General features: G+C 70.8%; 14 protein-coding genes. 8 read left to right on the forward strand and 6 right to left on the reverse strand.

What is annotated here, in order from left to right; all coding sequences use genetic code 11:
* The first annotated feature begins 6 nt into the window (after positions 1-6).
* Both ACIBSV_RS23860 and ACIBSV_RS23865 read left to right on the forward strand, forming a co-directional pair.
* The gene (locus tag ACIBSV_RS23860; RefSeq protein WP_395866192.1) at positions 7-936 is read left to right on the forward strand and encodes a diacylglycerol/lipid kinase family protein; all 930 of its coding nucleotides are present in this window, start codon (positions 7-9) and stop codon (positions 934-936) included.
* Positions 937-1,251: 315 nt separating this feature from the next.
* Positions 1,252-1,506: a WhiB family transcriptional regulator gene (locus tag ACIBSV_RS23865; RefSeq protein WP_020557388.1), complete on the forward strand. Its 255-nt coding sequence runs from the start codon at positions 1,252-1,254 to the stop codon at positions 1,504-1,506.
* 205 nt (positions 1,507-1,711) lie between these two features.
* On the opposite strand, the gene ACIBSV_RS23870 is transcribed toward ACIBSV_RS23865, so the two are convergent.
* On the reverse strand, positions 1,712-3,181 hold the full coding sequence (locus ACIBSV_RS23870) for a sensor histidine kinase (RefSeq protein WP_395866516.1): 1,470 nt from the start codon (positions 3,179-3,181) through the stop codon (positions 1,712-1,714).
* A gap of 78 nt (positions 3,182-3,259) precedes the next feature.
* On the opposite strand from ACIBSV_RS23870, the gene ACIBSV_RS23875 reads away from it, so the two are divergent.
* From ACIBSV_RS23875 to ACIBSV_RS23885, 3 genes are all read left to right on the forward strand, one after another.
* Positions 3,260-4,441, forward strand: a complete 1,182-nt coding sequence (locus tag ACIBSV_RS23875) for an 8-amino-7-oxononanoate synthase (RefSeq protein ID WP_395866194.1) — start codon at positions 3,260-3,262, stop codon at positions 4,439-4,441.
* 324 nt (positions 4,442-4,765) lie between these two features.
* Positions 4,766-5,920 carry an N-acetylglucosamine-6-phosphate deacetylase gene (gene nagA, locus ACIBSV_RS23880; protein WP_395866196.1) on the forward strand — a complete coding sequence of 385 codons (1,155 nt, stop codon included), beginning with the start codon at positions 4,766-4,768 and terminating at the stop codon, positions 5,918-5,920.
* A gap of 70 nt (positions 5,921-5,990) precedes the next feature.
* Positions 5,991-6,266 carry a DUF4235 domain-containing protein gene (locus ACIBSV_RS23885; protein WP_395866198.1) on the forward strand — a complete coding sequence of 92 codons (276 nt, stop codon included), beginning with the start codon at positions 5,991-5,993 and terminating at the stop codon, positions 6,264-6,266.
* A gap of 895 nt (positions 6,267-7,161) precedes the next feature.
* Here ACIBSV_RS23885 and ACIBSV_RS23890 read toward each other — a convergent pair.
* The 5 genes from ACIBSV_RS23890 to ACIBSV_RS23910 all read right to left on the reverse strand — a co-directional run bounded on the left by ACIBSV_RS23890 (position 7,162) and on the right by ACIBSV_RS23910 (position 13,326).
* Positions 7,162-8,232 carry an SIS domain-containing protein gene (locus ACIBSV_RS23890; RefSeq protein ID WP_395866200.1) on the reverse strand — a complete coding sequence of 357 codons (1,071 nt, stop codon included), beginning with the start codon at positions 8,230-8,232 and terminating at the stop codon, positions 7,162-7,164.
* A 270-nt stretch (positions 8,233-8,502) separates the two neighbouring features.
* The gene (locus ACIBSV_RS23895; RefSeq protein ID WP_395866201.1) at positions 8,503-9,969 is read right to left on the reverse strand and encodes a glycoside hydrolase family 3 protein; all 1,467 of its coding nucleotides are present in this window, start codon (positions 9,967-9,969) and stop codon (positions 8,503-8,505) included.
* A gap of 6 nt (positions 9,970-9,975) precedes the next feature.
* A complete protein-coding gene (locus ACIBSV_RS23900) occupies positions 9,976-10,809 on the reverse strand; it encodes a carbohydrate ABC transporter permease (protein WP_395866203.1) in 834 nt (277 codons plus the stop codon).
* Entirely contained in the window at positions 10,806-11,810 is a 1,005-nt protein-coding gene (locus ACIBSV_RS23905) for a carbohydrate ABC transporter permease (protein WP_395866205.1), read from the reverse strand. The genes ACIBSV_RS23900 and ACIBSV_RS23905 overlap by 4 nt, the downstream gene beginning before the upstream one ends.
* Before the next feature lie 220 nt (positions 11,811-12,030).
* Positions 12,031-13,326 carry an extracellular solute-binding protein gene (locus tag ACIBSV_RS23910; RefSeq protein ID WP_395866207.1) on the reverse strand — a complete coding sequence of 432 codons (1,296 nt, stop codon included), beginning with the start codon at positions 13,324-13,326 and terminating at the stop codon, positions 12,031-12,033.
* A 365-nt stretch (positions 13,327-13,691) separates the two neighbouring features.
* On the opposite strand from ACIBSV_RS23910, the gene ACIBSV_RS23915 reads away from it, so the two are divergent.
* The 3 genes from ACIBSV_RS23915 (at position 13,692) to bioB (ending at position 16,451) form a co-directional block, all read left to right on the forward strand.
* The gene (locus tag ACIBSV_RS23915) at positions 13,692-14,435 is read left to right on the forward strand and encodes a GntR family transcriptional regulator (RefSeq protein WP_395866518.1); all 744 of its coding nucleotides are present in this window, start codon (positions 13,692-13,694) and stop codon (positions 14,433-14,435) included.
* Between the two features lie 250 nt (positions 14,436-14,685).
* Entirely contained in the window at positions 14,686-15,411 is a 726-nt protein-coding gene (gene bioD / locus ACIBSV_RS23920) for a dethiobiotin synthase (protein WP_395866209.1), read from the forward strand.
* 5 nt (positions 15,412-15,416) lie between these two features.
* Positions 15,417-16,451 carry a biotin synthase BioB gene (gene bioB / locus ACIBSV_RS23925; protein ID WP_395866211.1) on the forward strand — a complete coding sequence of 345 codons (1,035 nt, stop codon included), beginning with the start codon at positions 15,417-15,419 and terminating at the stop codon, positions 16,449-16,451.
* Positions 16,452-16,550 lie beyond the last annotated feature (99 nt).

Raw genomic sequence — 16,550 nt, forward strand, 5'->3', positions numbered from 1 at the left:
GGGGGTATGCGCGCCCTTCTCGTCGTGAACCCCAAGGCCACGACCACCAGTGAGCGAACCAGGGACGTCCTGGCGCACGCGCTCGCCGGCGACCTCAAGCTCGACGTGGTGAGCACCGAGCACCGGGGCCACGCGGCGGAACTGGCCCGGCAGGCGGCCGACGACGGTCTGGACCTGGTGATCGCGCTGGGCGGCGACGGCACGGTCAACGAGGTGGCCAACGGCCTGCTCGTGGCCGGACCCGCCCCCTCGCTGCCCGCGGTCGCGGTGGTCCCGGGCGGCAGCACCAACGTCTTCGCGCGTTCGCTCGGCATGCCCAACGATCCGGTCGAGGCGACCGGTTTCCTGCTGGAGGCGTTGCGTGCCGGCCGCAGCCGGGAGATCGGCCTGGGCCTGGCCGACGAGCGCTGGTTCCTGTTCTGCGCGGGCCTGGGTTTCGACGCCGAGGTGGTCGGCCGGGTCGAGGAGCGCCGGGCCGACGGGCGGCGGGCGACGCCCGGCCTGTACGTACGGTCCGCGCTGCGCCGGTTCTACGGCGGGCGGGACACCCGCAAGCACGGGCCGCTGACGCTGGAGGTGCCGGGCCGGGACCCGATCGAGGGCATCTGCCTGGGGATAGTGCAGAACACGGTGCCGTGGACGTTTTTGCGCGACCGGCCGCTGAATCCGTGTCCACAAGCGTCATATGACACCGGATTGGACCTCTTCGCGCTCACCCGGATGTCAACACTGCCCACATTGCGCCATCTGGCCCAGATGCTGGGCTCCACGGGTAATGCTCCACATGGGCGTCACGTCGTGTCCCTGCACGACTGCGATGCGTTCACTCTTCGGACTGAAGAACCTGTTTCCCTTCAGGTCGATGGGGACCATCTGGGAGAACATCGGAGTGTGACCTTCCGGGGGGTTCCCCGTGCACTGCGTGTGATTGTGTGAGTGGAAGGGCCTTTTGGCCTTTCACTCGAACGCCAATCCCGGGTTCATCCCTTCGATGTAGTGGTGTGACCTAGTCGACACCGATGATTTAAAAAATCCTGGCCCAAGGGGGTTGTATCGGCGGCCGAGGTTTGTAAGGCTCTACGAGGCGGCAGGGACGTGGCCGAAAGGTCATCTTCACCGCCCGAATCCACTGCCAAACCTGGGGACCGACTTCGTCGGCCCCTTGCTTGTCGGGGGGTTCGTGAAAGCGTTCACATTCACAAGCCACAGCGGGGCCGGAAGCCCCCGCTGACCCACGAGGAGTTGGACCGCATGGACTGGCGCCACGTTGCTGCCTGCCGTGACGAAGACCCGGAGCTGTTCTTCCCGATCGGCAACACCGGTCCCGCTCTGCTTCAGATCGAGGAGGCGAAGGCGGTCTGCCGCCGTTGCCCCGTGATGGAGCAGTGCCTGGGCTGGGCTCTCGAGTCCGGTCAGGACGCGGGTGTGTGGGGCGGTCTGAGCGAGGACGAGCGTCGCGCTCTCAAGCGCCGCGCCGCCCGCAACCGCGCACGCGCCTCCGCCTGATCAGTACGACAGGCTGAACACTCCGGAGACTCAATCACCGGAACACCAAAGCATTGCCCGCAGTTGCCCCGCCAGGGTCCGATCGGACCAGGGCGGGGCAACTGCTTTCCCGGGTTCGGGTGTTCGTCGGCGCGGCGCGATCCCGTCGGTGGGTGACCGCGGCGTCGGTGCGTCGGCGGCGTCGGCGGGCTCGGCTCCGGGAGGCTCAGCGGCGTTGGCGGATCTGTAGGTCCAGCGTGACGATCGTGCCGCCGGCCGGATTGGGCACCATGTCGAAACGGCCCGCGAGTTCGCTGCCGACCAGGGTGCGCACGATCTGCAGGCCCAGGTTGCCGGAGACCTGCGGATCGAAGTCGGCCGGCAGGCCGATCCCGTCGTCGGTGACGGTGATCAGCAGGCGTTCCGCGCGGCGTTCGGCGTGCACCTCCAGCGTGCCGGACCGGTCGGTGAAGCCGGGATCCTCGAAGGCGTGCTCCAGGGCGTTCTGCAACAGCTCGGTCAGCACCATCGCCAGCGGCGTCGCGGTCTCCGCGATCAGTTCGCCGAAGTTGCCGTGCCGGGCGGTGCGGACCCGCACCGAGGACGCGGCCACCTCGGTGACCATGGACAACACCCGGTCGGCGATCTCGTCGAAGTCCACCCGCTCGTCCAGCGTCTGGGACAACGTCTCGTGCACGATCGCGATCGAGCCGACCCGGCGGACCGCCTCCTCCAGCGCGGCCCGGGCCTGTGGCGCGTCCATCCGCCGGGCCTGCAGCCGCAACAGCGCGGCCACCGTCTGGAGATTGTTCTTCACCCGGTGGTGGATCTCCCGGATGGTCGCGTCCTTGGTGATCAGCTCGCGCTCGCGCCGGCGCAGTTCGGTCACGTCGCGCAGGAGCATGATCGCGCCGATCCGCTGGCCACGCGGCTTGAGCGGGATCGCGCGCAGTTGCACCACCGCCGCGGGCGTCTCCACCTCGGTCTCGCGCGGGGCCCACCCGCTGGCGACCGCGGAGATCGCCTCGTCCACCGGTCCCTCGTGCGGCGCGAGTTCGGCGGTGATCCGGCCGAGGTGGCAACCGACCAGGTCGGTGGTCAGGCCGAGCCGGTGGTAGGCGGAGAGCGCGTTCGGGCTGGCGTACTGCACGACGCCGTCCGCGTCGAGGCGGATCAGCCCGTCGCCCACGCGCGGCGACGCGTCCATGTCGAGCAGCTCACCCGCGTGCGGAAACGTCCCTGCGGCGATCATCTGCGCGAGGTCCGCGGCGCTCTGGAGGTAGGTCAATTCCAGCCGGCTGGGAGTGCGCGCCGTGAGCAGGTTGGTGTTGCGCGCGATCACGCCGATCACCCGGCCCTCCCGGGAGACCGGGATCGCCTCGACCCGCACCGGTACGTCGTCGCGCCACTCCGGATCGCCCTCGCGCACGATCCGGCCCTCGTCCAGCGCCGCGTCCAACATCGGCCGCCGCCCGCGCGGCACGAAGTCGCCGACCAGGTCGTCCTGGTGCGAGGTGGCCCCGGTGTTCGGCCGCATCTGCGCGACCGCGACGTACTGCCCGTCCCCGGTGGGCACCCACAACACCAGGTCGGCGAAGGACAGGTCGGCGAGCAGTTGCCACTCGGACACCAACAGGTGCAGCCACTCCAGGTCGGCGGCGGGCAGCGCGGCGTGGCGGCGGACGAGATCGTTCATCGAGGGCACACCGGCAGCGTACTTTCCGACCGGCCTGCGATCCTGGGCGCCCCACTCCGCCGCACCTGTGAGGTCTCGATGTCCACCGAATCGCCCACGTCCCGGCAGTCCATCGGCGGCGGCGGTCACCCGCTGGACTGGCTCGACGTACGGGAGAAGGAGCGGGTCGAGGCGGGGCTGCGCCGCCGGCTGCGACCGCGCGCGGCGACGGCGGGCGGGTTGGATCTGGCCGGAAACGACTACCTGGGGCTGTGCCGTGACGACCGGGTGCTGGAGGCGACGGTCCGCGCGGTGCGCACCTGGGGCGGCGGCTCGACCGGGTCGCGGCTGGTGACCGGGTCCACCACGCTGCACGCCGAGTTGGAGACCGCGTTGGCCGAGCACATGGGCGCCGAGGCGGCGCTGGTGTTCTCCTCCGGCTACCTGGCCAACCTCGGGGTGATCGCCGCACTGGTCGGCAAGGGCGGCCTGGTCGTGTCCGACGCGATCAACCACGCGTCGATCGTCGACGCGTGCCGGCTCTCCCGGGCCCGGGTGGCGATCACCGGGCACCGCGACGTCGAGGCGGTGGCCCGGGTGCTGGCGGAACGGGCCGAGGAACGCGCCCTGGTGGTCGTGGACGCGGTTTTCTCGGTCGACGGGGACATCGCCCCCCTCGCGGAGCTCGCGGCCGTCACACGGCGATATGGCGCCGTGTTGCTCGTGGACGAGGCGCACGGCCTGGGTGTGGTCGGTCCGGGCGGCCGGGGCGCGGTGCACGCGGCGGGGCTGGCGGGGGCCGACGACGTGGTGCTGACCGCGACCCTGTCCAAGGCGCTGGGCTCGCAGGGCGGCGCGGTGCTCGGGCCGGCCCGGGTGATCGAGCATCTGGTGGACGCGGCGCGGCCGTTCATCTTCGACACGGGGTTGGCGCCGGCGTGCGCGGCGGCGGCTCTGGAGGCGTTGCGGATCCTGCGTGCGCAGCCGCGTCTGGCCGACGCGGTCCGGGCGAACGCGCGCGCGCTGTCGGCGGGCGCCCGTCAGGCGGGTCTGCGGGTGACCGAACCCGAGGGTGCGGTGGCGTCGGTGCTGATCGGCGACGCGCAACTCGCCTTCGACACCGCCGCGCGCTGCGCGGAGGCCGGCGTCCTGGTCGGCTGCTTCCGCCCGCCGTCGGTGCCGGACGGCATCTCCCGACTGAGGCTCGCGGCCCGCGCGGACCTGACGGCGGCCGACATCGCTCGGGCGGTGACGGCGCTGGAGGCGGCTACTTCGGCGTGAGCGCGCCGGGAGGCCGGGCGCCGTGGTTCGAGTGCCGCGTCTTCGGCGTGAGCGCGCCGCGAGGCCGGGCGCCGTGGTTTTGCGCCGCGTCGGGGTCTCGGGTCGTCACTTGTGGGCCCCGCGCCGGTGAGCCCTGCACTTGTGCGCCCTGCGGTTCGTCGATGTATGGCCCGATATCAGCCGGTATACGTGGCATTTCCCTCGACATTGGTCTAGACAACTAGGATTGGTCTGAACCAAAATGGGCGGCGGCCTCCCGGCCCGCACCGGGAGGCCGCCGAACGTTCGGCCGCGTAGCGGTCCCGCAGGGAAGGAAGGGCACGCGTGGCCGGCATTGGGGCACCTCGCGTGCTTGTGGACGGGACGCTTGTCGGCCCGGCCGAGGTGGGTGTGGAGCAGGGCCGGATCACCGGCGTCATCGAGGGCCCGGGCGGGCCCGACGGCCTGCGACTGCCACACGGCGTGCTCACCCCCGGCCTGATCGACCTCCAGCTCAACGGCGCGTTCGGACACGACTTCGTGGCGGCCGACGCGACCGCGTGGCGCGAGGTCGCCGCGAAGCTCCCCTCGACCGGGGTCACCGCGTTCTGCCCGACCTTCATCACCGGCGACCTGGACACGCTCACCGCGGCCCTCGTGCGGGCCGCGGAGCTGCGCGCCAAGTTCGCCCAGGAGCCGATCGCCCGCGACCTGGGCGTGCACCTGGAGGGGCCGTTCCTGTCCCCGGTCCGGGCCGGTACGCACCCACCGCAATACCTGCGCGAGCCCACCGCCGAACTGGTCGACCGCCTGCTGCTCGACGACGTGGTCCGGGACGCGCTGACACTGATCACCCTGGCGCCCGAACTTCCCGGTGCGCTCGAGGCCATTCGACGCATCGTCGCCACGGGGATCCGAGTCTCGGCCGGACACACGGACGCGACCGCCGCCGAGATGTCCGCCGCCGCGGACGCGGGCGCGACCATGGTCACCCACCTGTTCAACGCGCAGCGCGGCCTGGGCCACCGCGAACCGGGCGTGGTCGGCGCGGCGCTGAGCGACCCGCGCCTGACCCCCGGCCTGATCGCCGACCTGCACCACGTGGTGGGCCCGGTCTGCTCACTGGTCCTGCGAGTCGCCGGCGAGCGCACCGCGCTGGTCACCGACGCGATGGCCGCCGCCGGCATGCCACCGGGCCGCTACCGCCTCGGCGACGTCGACGTGACCCTGGTCGAGGGCGACGTTCCGCGCAACCCGGACGGCACCATCGCCGGCTCCGCCCTCACCCTCGACGTCGCCGTGCGCAACCTGGTCGGCCTGGGCAACCCCCCGGCCCGCGTCCTCACCTCCGCCACCCGGGTGCCCGCCGACGCCCTCGGCCGCACCGACCTGGGCCGGCTCACCCCGGGCGCCGCCGCCGACCTGGTCTGGTGGAGCGACGACTGGACGGTGCTCAAGACGTGGGTCGGCGGCGTGGTGGCCTACGAAGCGGGCATCTGACCGCCGCCGCCACACCCCACGCCGGCGGCTCGGCCGGCGTGGACCCGCCCTCCCGGGGCAGCCGCAGGACATGAACACGACTGCCAAGGCACTGCCCTATCGCCCGATCGGCCTGCTCGCCGGCATCGGCGCGGGCATGCTCGCCGGAAAGCTCGCCGACCACACCTGGACGACCCTCACCGGCCGCGACGACGCAGCCGACGCGTGGGACCGCGACCGGGGTTGGACCGAAATCCTGCTCACCGCCGCGATCGAGGGCGCGATCTTCGCCGTCACCCGCACCGCGGTCGAACGCGCGGGCGCTCTGGGGGTGAAGCGGGCCACGGGGTCGTGGCCTGGGGCGTGAGGGGGAGGGGGTAGTGGGGAGCGGGGAGCGGGGAGCGGGGGATGGGGGGAGTCGCGGGCGTGGGGAACGGGCACGGCCGGAGTCGCAGGCACGGCCAACGGGCACGGCCGGAATCGCGGGCACGGCCAACGGGCACGGCCGGAATCGCAGGCACGGCGTTGCTGCTTGTTGGGCGACTTCGTCGCCGGCTCGCGAGGCACCACCTTTTTTCTCTCCCCCGCTTCGCTCCTCCGAGAAAAAAGGCGGCCCCTCGCTCGTGACTTCGTGTCCCTCCGCTTCGCTCCGGGGCACGAAGTCAAAGTTCTGCGGCTCCGCCGCTCTCCGCGCTTCGCGCGTCGATCACGAGGTCTCAACCGCGTCGTGGGCGCTGACGCGCCGGACCGCAGCCAAGCTCGGGGGCCCAGGGGAAGCCGATTCCTCGCCGCGGCCAGCCCACCCGACCCAGGCAGCCACCCCGGGGTCACAGGGACGGGCCAAGTCGCCTCGGCGCTCCAAGCCCTGCGCCCGACCTCGTGCTTCTCGCATCGGGTGCGAGCAACCACTCCGGAACCCCCAATCCCACCCGCCCGCGGCCGGGCACGCCGGAGGCCGCGGGGCCGGAGCAGGTCACGTCGCTGCCCGTGAAACCCCAACCTCTGCAGCAAACGCAACGGGTGGAGCGGGTGGGTACACAACCCAAAGCAACCCGAGGCGCAACCGCAGCACCGTGCGCCCGGCCCCGGAACCATCAGGACATGGTCACCGGGCCGGACCGGGCCCACCCCCAAGGAACCGCAGCCTCGAACGGACACGCAACGGGTGGACGGGTGGGCACAGCAGCAGAACCGAGTGCCTCGCGAGCGCGGCCAAGCGGACGCGAGCCGCATGGACCCATCAGGGCCACACGGCCACGAGGTCAGTGGGTCTCCGTGACCTTCGCGAGTGCGCGAGGCGCGTCCGGGTCGAGGCCGCGGGCCATGGTGACCTCGTAGGCCAGGAGTTGCAGCGGAATGATCTCCAGGATGGGCTGGACCTCCTCGGCGACGCCTTCGGGGAGGGCGAAGCCCGCCGAGGCGCGGGCGACCTGGTCGGCGGTACCAATCACCATCAGGTCCGCGCCGCGGCCGCGGAGGCGTTCCAGGACGGGCTGGAGGGCGTCACCGCCCTTGCCGTCGGGGACCACCGCGATCACCGGGCTGACGTTGTCGACCATGGCCAGCGGACCGTGCAGCAGGTCGGCGCCGGAGAACGGCTGGGCCGGGATGTAGCTGGTCTCCATGATCTTGAGCGCGGCCTCGCGCGCCGTCGGGTAGCCGTAGCCGCGCGAGGTGATCACCAGGCGCTGCGCGAAGCGGTACCGCTGGGCGAGTTCGGCCACCTCGTCCCGGCGGTCCAGGACGTCCTGGGCCAGCGCGGGCAGCAGGTCGGCAGGCGAGGTGTCGCCGGCGCGCAGCCCCTCGACGAACAGGTACAGCGCGAGCAGTTCCGCCGTGTACGTCTTGGTCGCCGGCAGCGCCTTCTCCGGGCCGGCCAGCACGTCGATGTGGAACTCGGAGACGGCGGCCAGCGCCGATTCCGGGTTGTTGGTCACCGCGAGGGTGATCGCGCCGGCCTTGCGGGCCGCCTCGGTGGAGGCCACCAGGTCGGGCGAACCGCCCGACTGGGAAACCGTGATCACCAGGCAGTCGGACAGGTCCGGCTTCGCGCCGTACGCGGTGGTCGTGGACATCGAGGTCAGTCCTGCGGGCTTGCCCAGCAGCACCTCGATCAGGTACTTCGCGTACAGCGCGGCGTTGTCGCTGGTGCCGCGCGCCGTCAGCAGCACGAAGCGCGGGTTTCGCGCGGCGATCTCGGCCGCGATGGCCCGGATCGCCGGCGCGCCCTCGGTCAGGATCCGGCGCAGGACGGCAGGCTGCTCCGCCATCTCGGCGGACATGATGGTGCCCCGGTCGGGTCCCAGGGCGTCACGGTCGTCGGTGGCGGACATGGTGCGGCCTTCCGTTGATTCCACTTGCTGAATTTGTTCGGTGTCGGTGGTTGTCGCCGGTCGGGCGTTCGGTGCGGCGGGTCGAGGGCCGGGTGATCGGTTGGTGTTACCGGCGGGCACGAGGGAATCCCGGCGCCGGTCACGCTGGCGGCCGGAGCCACGGTTTTGGGCCGACCACCGTTCCCAGTGTCCGCCGGCAGCGTGTCCGACCGGTTCACAGCGTCCGGACGCTTCGTGGCCGATCGGCGTGCCGAGCGTGTGTCGGCGCGCTCAGCCCAGCCGCCGCGCCGTCAGGATCTCCGTCGCCGCGATCCCGCAGACCGTGGCGGCGCCGTGCGTGGCGAGGTGGGCGGCGCCCGGAGTGGCAGCTCCGGGGATGCCCATCTCGACCACGACGGCGTCCGGCCGGGCGGCGAGCAGGCTCGCCACGATTTCGGTCGCCCAGTCGTGGTGGTCCAGATTGCGGACCACCAGGACCAGGGGGCGGTCGGTCGCCGAGCGCAGCGCGTCCTCGACCAGTTGCGGGTCGGCGGTGCGGGCGCGGGTGACCGTGGTGCCGGGCAGGGCCTCGGTCAGGACCGGGGCGATGCCCCACGGGGTCTGCTCGCCGACCGCGATGTTGGCGGTGGGCGAGAGCTCGACCACGTGTGCGGGGGTGGTGATCGGGACCACCGTGCCGGTCACCCGGATCGCGCGGCGGGCCGCGTCCAGGCCGAGTGCGTAGTCGACCGGTTCGGCCGCGCCGACCTTGGCCCACGTGGCCAGCGCGTGCACCCGGCCGGCCGCGTCCACCAGGCGTTCCTCGGCGAGCCGGCCCTCGCGGACCGCGGTCACCAACGCGTCGCGCAGGTGCAGCACGGTGTCCTCGTCGCACAGTCCGCCGCCCACGCACACCGCGTCGACGCCGGCCGCGATCGCGCGCACCGTGCCGTCGGCGATGCCGTAGGTGTCGGCTATCGCGCCCATCTCGATCGCGTCGGTGACGATCAGGCCGGTGTAGCCCAGTTCCCCGCGCAGCAGGCCGGTCATGATCTTGTGCGACAGCGTCGCCGGGAACTCGGTGTCGTAGGCCGGCAGCAGGATGTGCGCGCTCATGATCGCCTTGCTGCCCGCCGCGATGCTCGCGTGGAACGGGACCAGCTCGCGCGTGGCCAGCGTTTCGCGCGAGACGTCCACGAGCGGCATCCCGTGGTGCGAGTCCATCGCGGTGTCGCCGTGGCCGGGGAAGTGCTTGACGCACGCGGCCACACCGGCCGCCTGCAGGCCGGTCACGTACGCGGCGGTGTGCCGCGCGACCAGTTCGGGGTCGGACCCGAAGGAGCGCACACCGATGATCGGGTTGTCCGGGTTGGAGTTCACATCGGCGGACGGCGCCCAGTTGAGGTTGACGCCGCACGCGGCCAGCTCGCGCCCGAGCCCGCGTGCGACCGCCTCGGTGGTCGCGATGTCGTCGACCACGCCCAGCGCCAGGTTGCCCGGCCAGTGGCTGCCCGTGTTCACGTGGATGCGGGTGACGTCACCGCCCTCCTCGTCGATCGCGACGATGAGGTCGGGGTTCTCCCGGCGCAGTTCCTCGGTCAGCGCGGTGACCTGCTCGGTGGTCGCGATGTTGCGACCGAACAGACCCACCGAGCCCAGCCCGCCGGCGATGTGTCGGCGCAGCCACTCGGGCGCGGTCAGACCGTCGAAACCGGGCTGCAGGACGGCGAGCGCGAGGCGCTCGAGACGTTCGGACATGGTCGATCAGCCCTTTACCGCGCCGGAGGTGAGACCGCCGGTGACCTTGCCCTGCAACACCAGGAAGATCGCAAGCACCGGAAGCATGAACAGGGTGGAGGCGGCCATGATGGCGCCCCAGTCGGTGGTCAGACCGTTGCTGAACGAGTTGAGCCAGGTCGGCAGCGTGCGCTGGTTCGGGTTGTTGATCAGCAGCGCGTTGGCGAACGCGAACTCGTTCCACGCGGTGATGAAGCCGAACAGCGACGTGGACAGCAGGCCCGGGGCCAGCAGCGGGAAGACGATCTTGCGGAACGCGGTGAACCGCGAACAGCCGTCCACCCGGGCGGCCTCCTCCAACTCGACCGGGATGCCGCCGAGGAAGCCGCGCAGGGTCACGATCGAGAAGGGCAGTGTCATCACGAAGTAGATCGCGGTGAGCATCGGCAGCGAGTCGAGCAGGTCGTTGTCCCGCGCGATCAGGTACATCGGGATCATCAGCGCTTCCCACGGCGCCATCTGCGCGATGAACACCATCAGGATGAAGGGCGCCCGGCCCTTCCACTGCATGCGGGCCACCGCGAACGCGGCGAAGCACGCGACGACCAGGGCCAGCAGTACGCCGACGCCGGCCACGATCAGGCTGTTGCGCCAGTAGTCCCAGAAGAACGGCTGGTTTGTCGCGGTGTCGAAGTTCTTGAACGAGATCGAGCTCGGCCAGAATTTCGGGGTCGGCGACTGCACGTCCTTGGCCGGCTTGAACGCGGTGAGGACCATCCAGTAGACCGGGAAGATCGACACGGCGAAGACCAACAGCGCCGCGACGTTGAGCGGAATCCGCTTCAGGGTGCGCGCCTTCACTTGTCGGCCTCCCGCTCCTGCTTGAACATCTGACGGAAGTAGAAGACGAGCATCACCACGAGGATCAGCACGGTGATCGTCGAGATCGCCCCGGCCATGTCGAACAACTTGAGCGACATGCCCTGCTGATACGCGTACACGGGCAGCGTGCGCACGTCGTTGATCGGTCCGTTCTCGCCCGCGATCGCCCAGATCTGGGCGAAGCACTTGAAGATCCAGATCACTTCGAGCGAGGCCACCAGCGCGAAGATCGGGCGCAGGATCGGGAAGGTGATCGAGCTGAAGATCCGCACCGGGCCCGCGCCGTCGAGCCGCGCCGACTCGTACACGTCGGTGGACACGGTGGTCAGGCCGGCGTAGATGGTCAGCGTCGCGAACGGGATCGACTGCCACACGATCAGCAGGGTCACCACCACCAGCGTGGAGGTGCCGTGCGCGAACCATGTGTAGTTCTCGTAGTCGAAGCCGAGCTTGACCAGCGCCCAGTTGACCACGCCGTTGTCCGAGCGGAAGAGCCACTTGAAGATCGTGGTGGCCGCGATCACCGGGGTCGCCCACGCGGCGACCAGGCCGATCAGCACGAGGATGCGCATGAACTTGCCGAGCTTCATCAGCATCAGCGCGCACAGCGTCGAGATCACCATGATCGCCACGACGTTGACCGCGGTGAAGTAGAACGAGCGCCGGGTGACTTCCCAGAACTCGCTGTCCTTGAAGACGGCGTCGTAGTTCTCCCAGCCGACGTACTCGGCCGACCGCGAGATGAGCTGCTTGAAGCGGTAGTGCTGGAACGACAGCATGACGTTCCGGACCACCGGATAGAACAGCAGGAAGGCGATCCCGAGGATCGCGGGCGCGACAAGCAGGTAGGGGGTGACCAGCTTGGCGATCCCCGACGGCTTGCGCGGGGGCTTCGTTGCGCGTCTGGCACCGGTCGGTGCCGCTTTGCGCGGGGGCTGCGTAGGTGTCGCGACCACCGCATCTGCCTTGGAGGCTGACACAGCTGCCTTCCCGTTGTTCGGTGTCGGGGGTCTGCGGCCCGTCCGGCCCGATGGCGGGACGTGGCGAGAGCGCGGAGCCGGCGGCGGGGAACCGCCGGCGGGCCGCGCCGAGTGGGCCGAGCCGGTCCCGCCGCGAGGGTGTACCCCGCGACGGGAGCCGGTCGTTCGGCCCGGTTGCGCTTCACCCGAGGCGCTCAGCGGTTCGGGTGCACGCGCCGGGTCAGTTCTTGGTGTTCAGCGTCTTCTCGATCGACGCGTTGGCTTCCTTGCCGGCCGCGGCCGGGTCGCCACCGGTCAGCGCCTTGGTGAGGTACGCCTTGATCGGGTTGTTCTCCTCGACGGAGGCCCAGTTCGGCGAGTTGGGGGTGGCGAAGCCGTTCTTCGCGCCCTCCATCATCGCGGCGCCACCCGGGTCGGCCGTGACGGCGCTGGCGAGCGTGGTCTTGTTCGGGAGCTGCTTGGTGGCCTGCGCGAGCTTGGTCTGCCACTCGTCGCTGTTGATCAGCTTGATGAAGTCGTAGGCCAGGTCCTGGTTCTTCGACGCCTCCGGGACCATCAGGTCGGAACCGCCGGTGAGCACCGCGCCGGCCTTGCTCGCGTCCTTGCCCGGGATCGGGAAGAAGCCGAACTTGTCCTTCAGGGCCGGGTTGGCCTTGGCGATGGTCTCCGCCTCGGCCGGCACCGCGACGAACTGGGCGATCTTGCCGCCGTCCGCCGCGAGGACCTCGGGCTGCGTCTTCTCGTCGCTGTCCTTGGGGCCCTTGCCGAGGGCCTGGAGCTCCTTGTAGAAGTTCGCGGCGGCCACGGCCGGGGCGGCGTCCAGGTTGGCCTTCCAGGCGCTGCCGGACTTGGTGGCGATGTCGGCGCCCTCGTCCTTGAGCAGGCCCGCGTAGAAGTACCAGTTCTGACCGGGCAGGTAGATGCCCTGCTGGTCGCCGGTGTTGAGCTTCTTGGTGTTCTCGATCCACTCGGCGCGCGTCTTCGGCGGCTGGACGCCGGCCTTGGCGAAGAGCTCCTTGTTGTAGATCACGACACGGTTGGCGGCGTAGAACGGGATGCCGTACGTCTTGCCGTCGACCTTGCCCGGGTCGGACAGGCCGGTCAGCCAGTCCTTGCCGGCGAGCTCGGTGACCTTGGAGCTGAGGTCCTTGAGGCCGCCCGAGGCGCCGTACTGGGCGATCTGGGTGTTGCCGGCCTCGATCACGTCGGGCGCGTCGTTGCTGGCCAGCGCACCGGTGACCTTCTGGCCGATGCCGTTCCACTGCTGGATCTGCACGTCCAGCTTGGCGCCGGGGTGGTCCGCCTCGAACTTCGCCTTGAGCGCGGCGATGTAGTCGTCGGGCGCGGAGCCCTTCATCAGCCAGACGCGGACGGTCTTGCCGTTGCCCGCGGCCGGCGCGTTGGACGCCGCCGCCGGCTTGTTGTCCTTGTTGTCATCGCTGCTGTCGGATCCACAGGCGGCAACACCGGTCAGCGCCGCCGCGACACCGGCCGCGACGAGAAGACGACGCTTCACTACATCCTCCTCAGGATGTCGGGCACCGCAGTTCGGTTTGGAGTTGCCGATGTCCCCCGTCGGATCCGTGAGGTGCGCGGACCGACCGAGTCCCCCACTGGGGAGGGGACTCGAATGGGAAAACACTGACGCACCAGGGACGAGGGTTGCGCGGTGACCATCAATGGTTTAGACCATTTCGGAGGTTGGCATAGACCAATTGGGGTGTCAAGGTTCCGTAGACGGCGAACCCGCGCTGTTATCGGACCGACATCCGCACTCCTGGTCCTGGGGGGATCGGTGGTCGTGCCACGATGGGGACCGAACGTGTCAGGAGGGCACCGGTGACGGCGGAACACGCGACCACGACCGCGGCGGACAGTGCGATGGCAGGAGGCGACGCCGGCCTCGAGTCGAGCGCGCGCGTGCCCAAGTACTACCGCCTCAAGCGCCATCTTCAGGAGCTGACCAACACCCAGCCACCGGGTACGCCCGTGCCGCCCGAGCGAACCCTCGCGGCGCAGTTCGACATCTCGCGCACCACCGTGCGCCAGGCGCTCCAGGAACTGGTCATCGAGGGCCGGCTCGAGCGCGCCCAGGGCCGGGGCACCTTCGTCGCCAAGCCCAAGGTCGCGCAGAGTCTCCAGCTCACCTCGTACACCGAGGACATGCAGGCACAGGGCCTGGAGCCGACCTCGCGACTGATCGAGATCGGCTACATCACCTGCGACGACCACCTCGCGGAACGGCTCGCGATCCGGCCCGGCAACCGGGTGCTGCGGATAGAGCGCCTGCGGCTGGCCAACTCCGAGCCGATGGCGATCGAGACCACACATCTGTCCACCAAACGATTCCCGGGCCTGCGCAAGCACCTGGCCAAGCACAACTCGCTCTACCGGGCCCTGTCGGCCGGCTTCGACGTACACCTGGCCGAGGCCGAGGAGACGATCGAGACCGCGATGGCCACCCCGCGCGAGGCGGGCCTGCTGGGCACCGACGTGGGCCTGCCGCTGTTGCTGCTGTCCCGACACAGCTTCGACACCGAGGGTGAACCGGTCGAGTGGGTCCGGTCCGTGTACCGGGGGGATCGGTACAAGTTCGTCGCCCGCCTGCGCCGCCCCCAGGAGTGAACCCGGCGGCGATCGGCCCCGCCGCACGCCATCGGCCGGGTGATCCGGGTCTGCCCGGGTCGCCCGGCCGATCGCCGGAGCAATGCCGTTCGCTCCCACAGCCCCGTGCAGCGGGCCGCCGAATCGGCGAGTGAGGCGGCTCCGCCGAGCCGCACACCCACCACCTCGATCATGCACCCGCCCCCGGGTCGCCCACCGGGGCCACAGGTCCACGAACCGCAGGCCCAAGGTCCCTCTAGGCTGAACCGCCATGAGCGTTCTCGTGGTGACCGGTACCGACACCGGGGTGGGCAAGACGATCGTCACGGCGGCCGTCGCCGCGATCGCGGCCGTGCGCGGTGGCACGGTGGCGGTGGTCAAGGCCTCGCAGACGGGCGTGGCACCGGACGAGCCGGGGGACCTCGCGGACGTGCGGCGCCTGGCCGGGGTGACCGACCTGCACGAGTACTCCCGCTACCCGGACCCGCTCTCCCCCGCCGCCGCGTCCCGGGTCTCCGGCCTGCCGCCGGTGGATCTGTACGGCGTCGCCGACCGGGTGCGCAGGCTCGCCAAGGAGACCGACCTGGTCGTCATCGAGGGCGCGGGCGGCCTGCTCGTGCGCTTCGACGACGACGGCACCACGATCGCCGACCTCGCGCACGAGCTCAAAGCGGGCGCGCTCGTGGTGGCCAGGCCCGACCTGGGCACGCTCAACCACACCGCGCTCACCCTGGAGTCGATGGCGCACCGGGGCGTGGACCTGGTCGGCGTGGTGATCGGCTCCTGGCCCGCCGAACCCGACCTGGCGATGCGCTGCAACGTCCGGGATCTGGAGACCCTGGCCGCCCGCCCGCTGGCCGGTGTCCTGCCCGCCGGCGCGGGCTCGCTGCACCCCGCCGACTTCCTGCTCACCGCCCGCGCGAGTTTGTCCCCCGCCCTGGGCGGTACCTTCGATCCGGCCGCGTTCCGCGCCATACAGGATCCGACCGCGAGGTGAGCGACATGACGGAAACCCTCGACAGTGACCGTACGCAGACCGTGAACGACGACATCCTGGCGGTGGCCCGGCACCAAGTCCTCGACGAGGGGCGCGGCTTGGACGCCGATCAGGTGCTCGCCGTGCTGAACCTCCCGGACGACCGCCTGGAAGAGCTGCTCCAGCTCGCGCACGAGGTCCGGGTCCGGCACTGCGGCCCCGAGGTCGAGGTCGAGGGCATCGTGTCGGTCAAGACCGGCGGCTGCCCCGAGGACTGCCACTTCTGCTCGCAGTCGGGCCTGTTCCCGTCCCCCGTACGGGCCGCGTGGCTGGACATCCCCTCGCTGGTGCAGGCCGCCCGGGAGACCGCCGCGACCGGCGCCACCGAGTTCTGCATCGTGGCCGCCGTACGCGGCCCGGACGAGCGGCTGATGAAGCAGATGCGCGAGGGCGTCGCGGCCATCCGCGAGGCCGTCGACATCAACATCGCCGCGTCGCTGGGCATGCTCACCCAGGAGCAGGTCGACGAACTCGCGGACATGGGCATCCACCGCTACAACCACAACCTGGAGACGGCCAAGTCGTACTTCACCAACGTGGTCACCACCCACACGTGGGAGGAGCGCTGGGACACCCTGCGGATGGTGCGCGCGGCGGGCATGGAGGTGTGCTGCGGCGGCATCGTCGGCATGGGCGAGTCCGCCGAGCAGCGCGCCGAGTTCGCCGGTCAGCTCGCCGAGCTGGAGCCGGACGAGGTACCGCTGAACTTCCTCAACCCGCGCCCGGGCACCCCGTTCGCCGACCAGGAGGTGCTGGAGCCGCGCGAGGCGCTCAAGATCATCGGCGCCTTCCGGCTCGCCCTCCCCCGGACCATCCTGCGCTACGCGGGCGGCCGGGAGATCGCGCTCGGCGACCTGGGCACGCGTGAGGGCCTGCTCGGCGGGATCAACGCGGTGATCGTCGGCAACTACCTCACCACCCTGGGCCGCGCCGCGGACGCCGACCTGCAACTGCTCGAGGAACTGAGCATGCCGGTCAAGGCGCTCAACCAGACCCTGTAGGGCGCCCCTGCCCGAGCCGCCGACGGCCCCCGACCCGGGGCCGTCGGCGGTCGCCCCCTACTGCCCGGTAGCGCACGCGGATAGGTTTCCCTCCGGCAC

The sequence above is a fragment of the Embleya sp. NPDC050154 genome, assembly GCF_044460165.1.
GTDB lineage: Bacteria > Actinomycetota > Actinomycetes > Streptomycetales > Streptomycetaceae > Embleya.

Bases quoted from the DNA above. Each gene is read 5' to 3' on its own strand.
- ACIBSV_RS23860 (WP_395866192.1), top strand. From the start codon at position 7: ATGCGCGCCCTTCTCGTCGTGAACCCCAAGGCCACGACCACCAGTGAG.
- ACIBSV_RS23865 (WP_020557388.1), top strand. From the start codon at position 1,252: ATGGACTGGCGCCACGTTGCTGCCTGCCGTGACGAAGACCCGGAGCTG.
- ACIBSV_RS23870 (WP_395866516.1), bottom strand. From the start codon at position 3,181: ATGAACGATCTCGTCCGCCGCCACGCCGCGCTGCCCGCCGCCGACCTG.
- ACIBSV_RS23875 (WP_395866194.1), top strand. From the start codon at position 3,260: ATGTCCACCGAATCGCCCACGTCCCGGCAGTCCATCGGCGGCGGCGGT.
- ACIBSV_RS23885 (WP_395866198.1), top strand. From the start codon at position 5,991: ATGAACACGACTGCCAAGGCACTGCCCTATCGCCCGATCGGCCTGCTC.
- ACIBSV_RS23890 (WP_395866200.1), bottom strand. From the start codon at position 8,232: ATGTCCGCCACCGACGACCGTGACGCCCTGGGACCCGACCGGGGCACC.
- ACIBSV_RS23895 (WP_395866201.1), bottom strand. From the start codon at position 9,969: ATGTCCGAACGTCTCGAGCGCCTCGCGCTCGCCGTCCTGCAGCCCGGT.
- ACIBSV_RS23915 (WP_395866518.1), top strand. From the start codon at position 13,692: ATGGCAGGAGGCGACGCCGGCCTCGAGTCGAGCGCGCGCGTGCCCAAG.
- bioD (WP_395866209.1), top strand. From the start codon at position 14,686: ATGAGCGTTCTCGTGGTGACCGGTACCGACACCGGGGTGGGCAAGACG.
- bioB (WP_395866211.1), top strand. From the start codon at position 15,417: ATGACGGAAACCCTCGACAGTGACCGTACGCAGACCGTGAACGACGAC.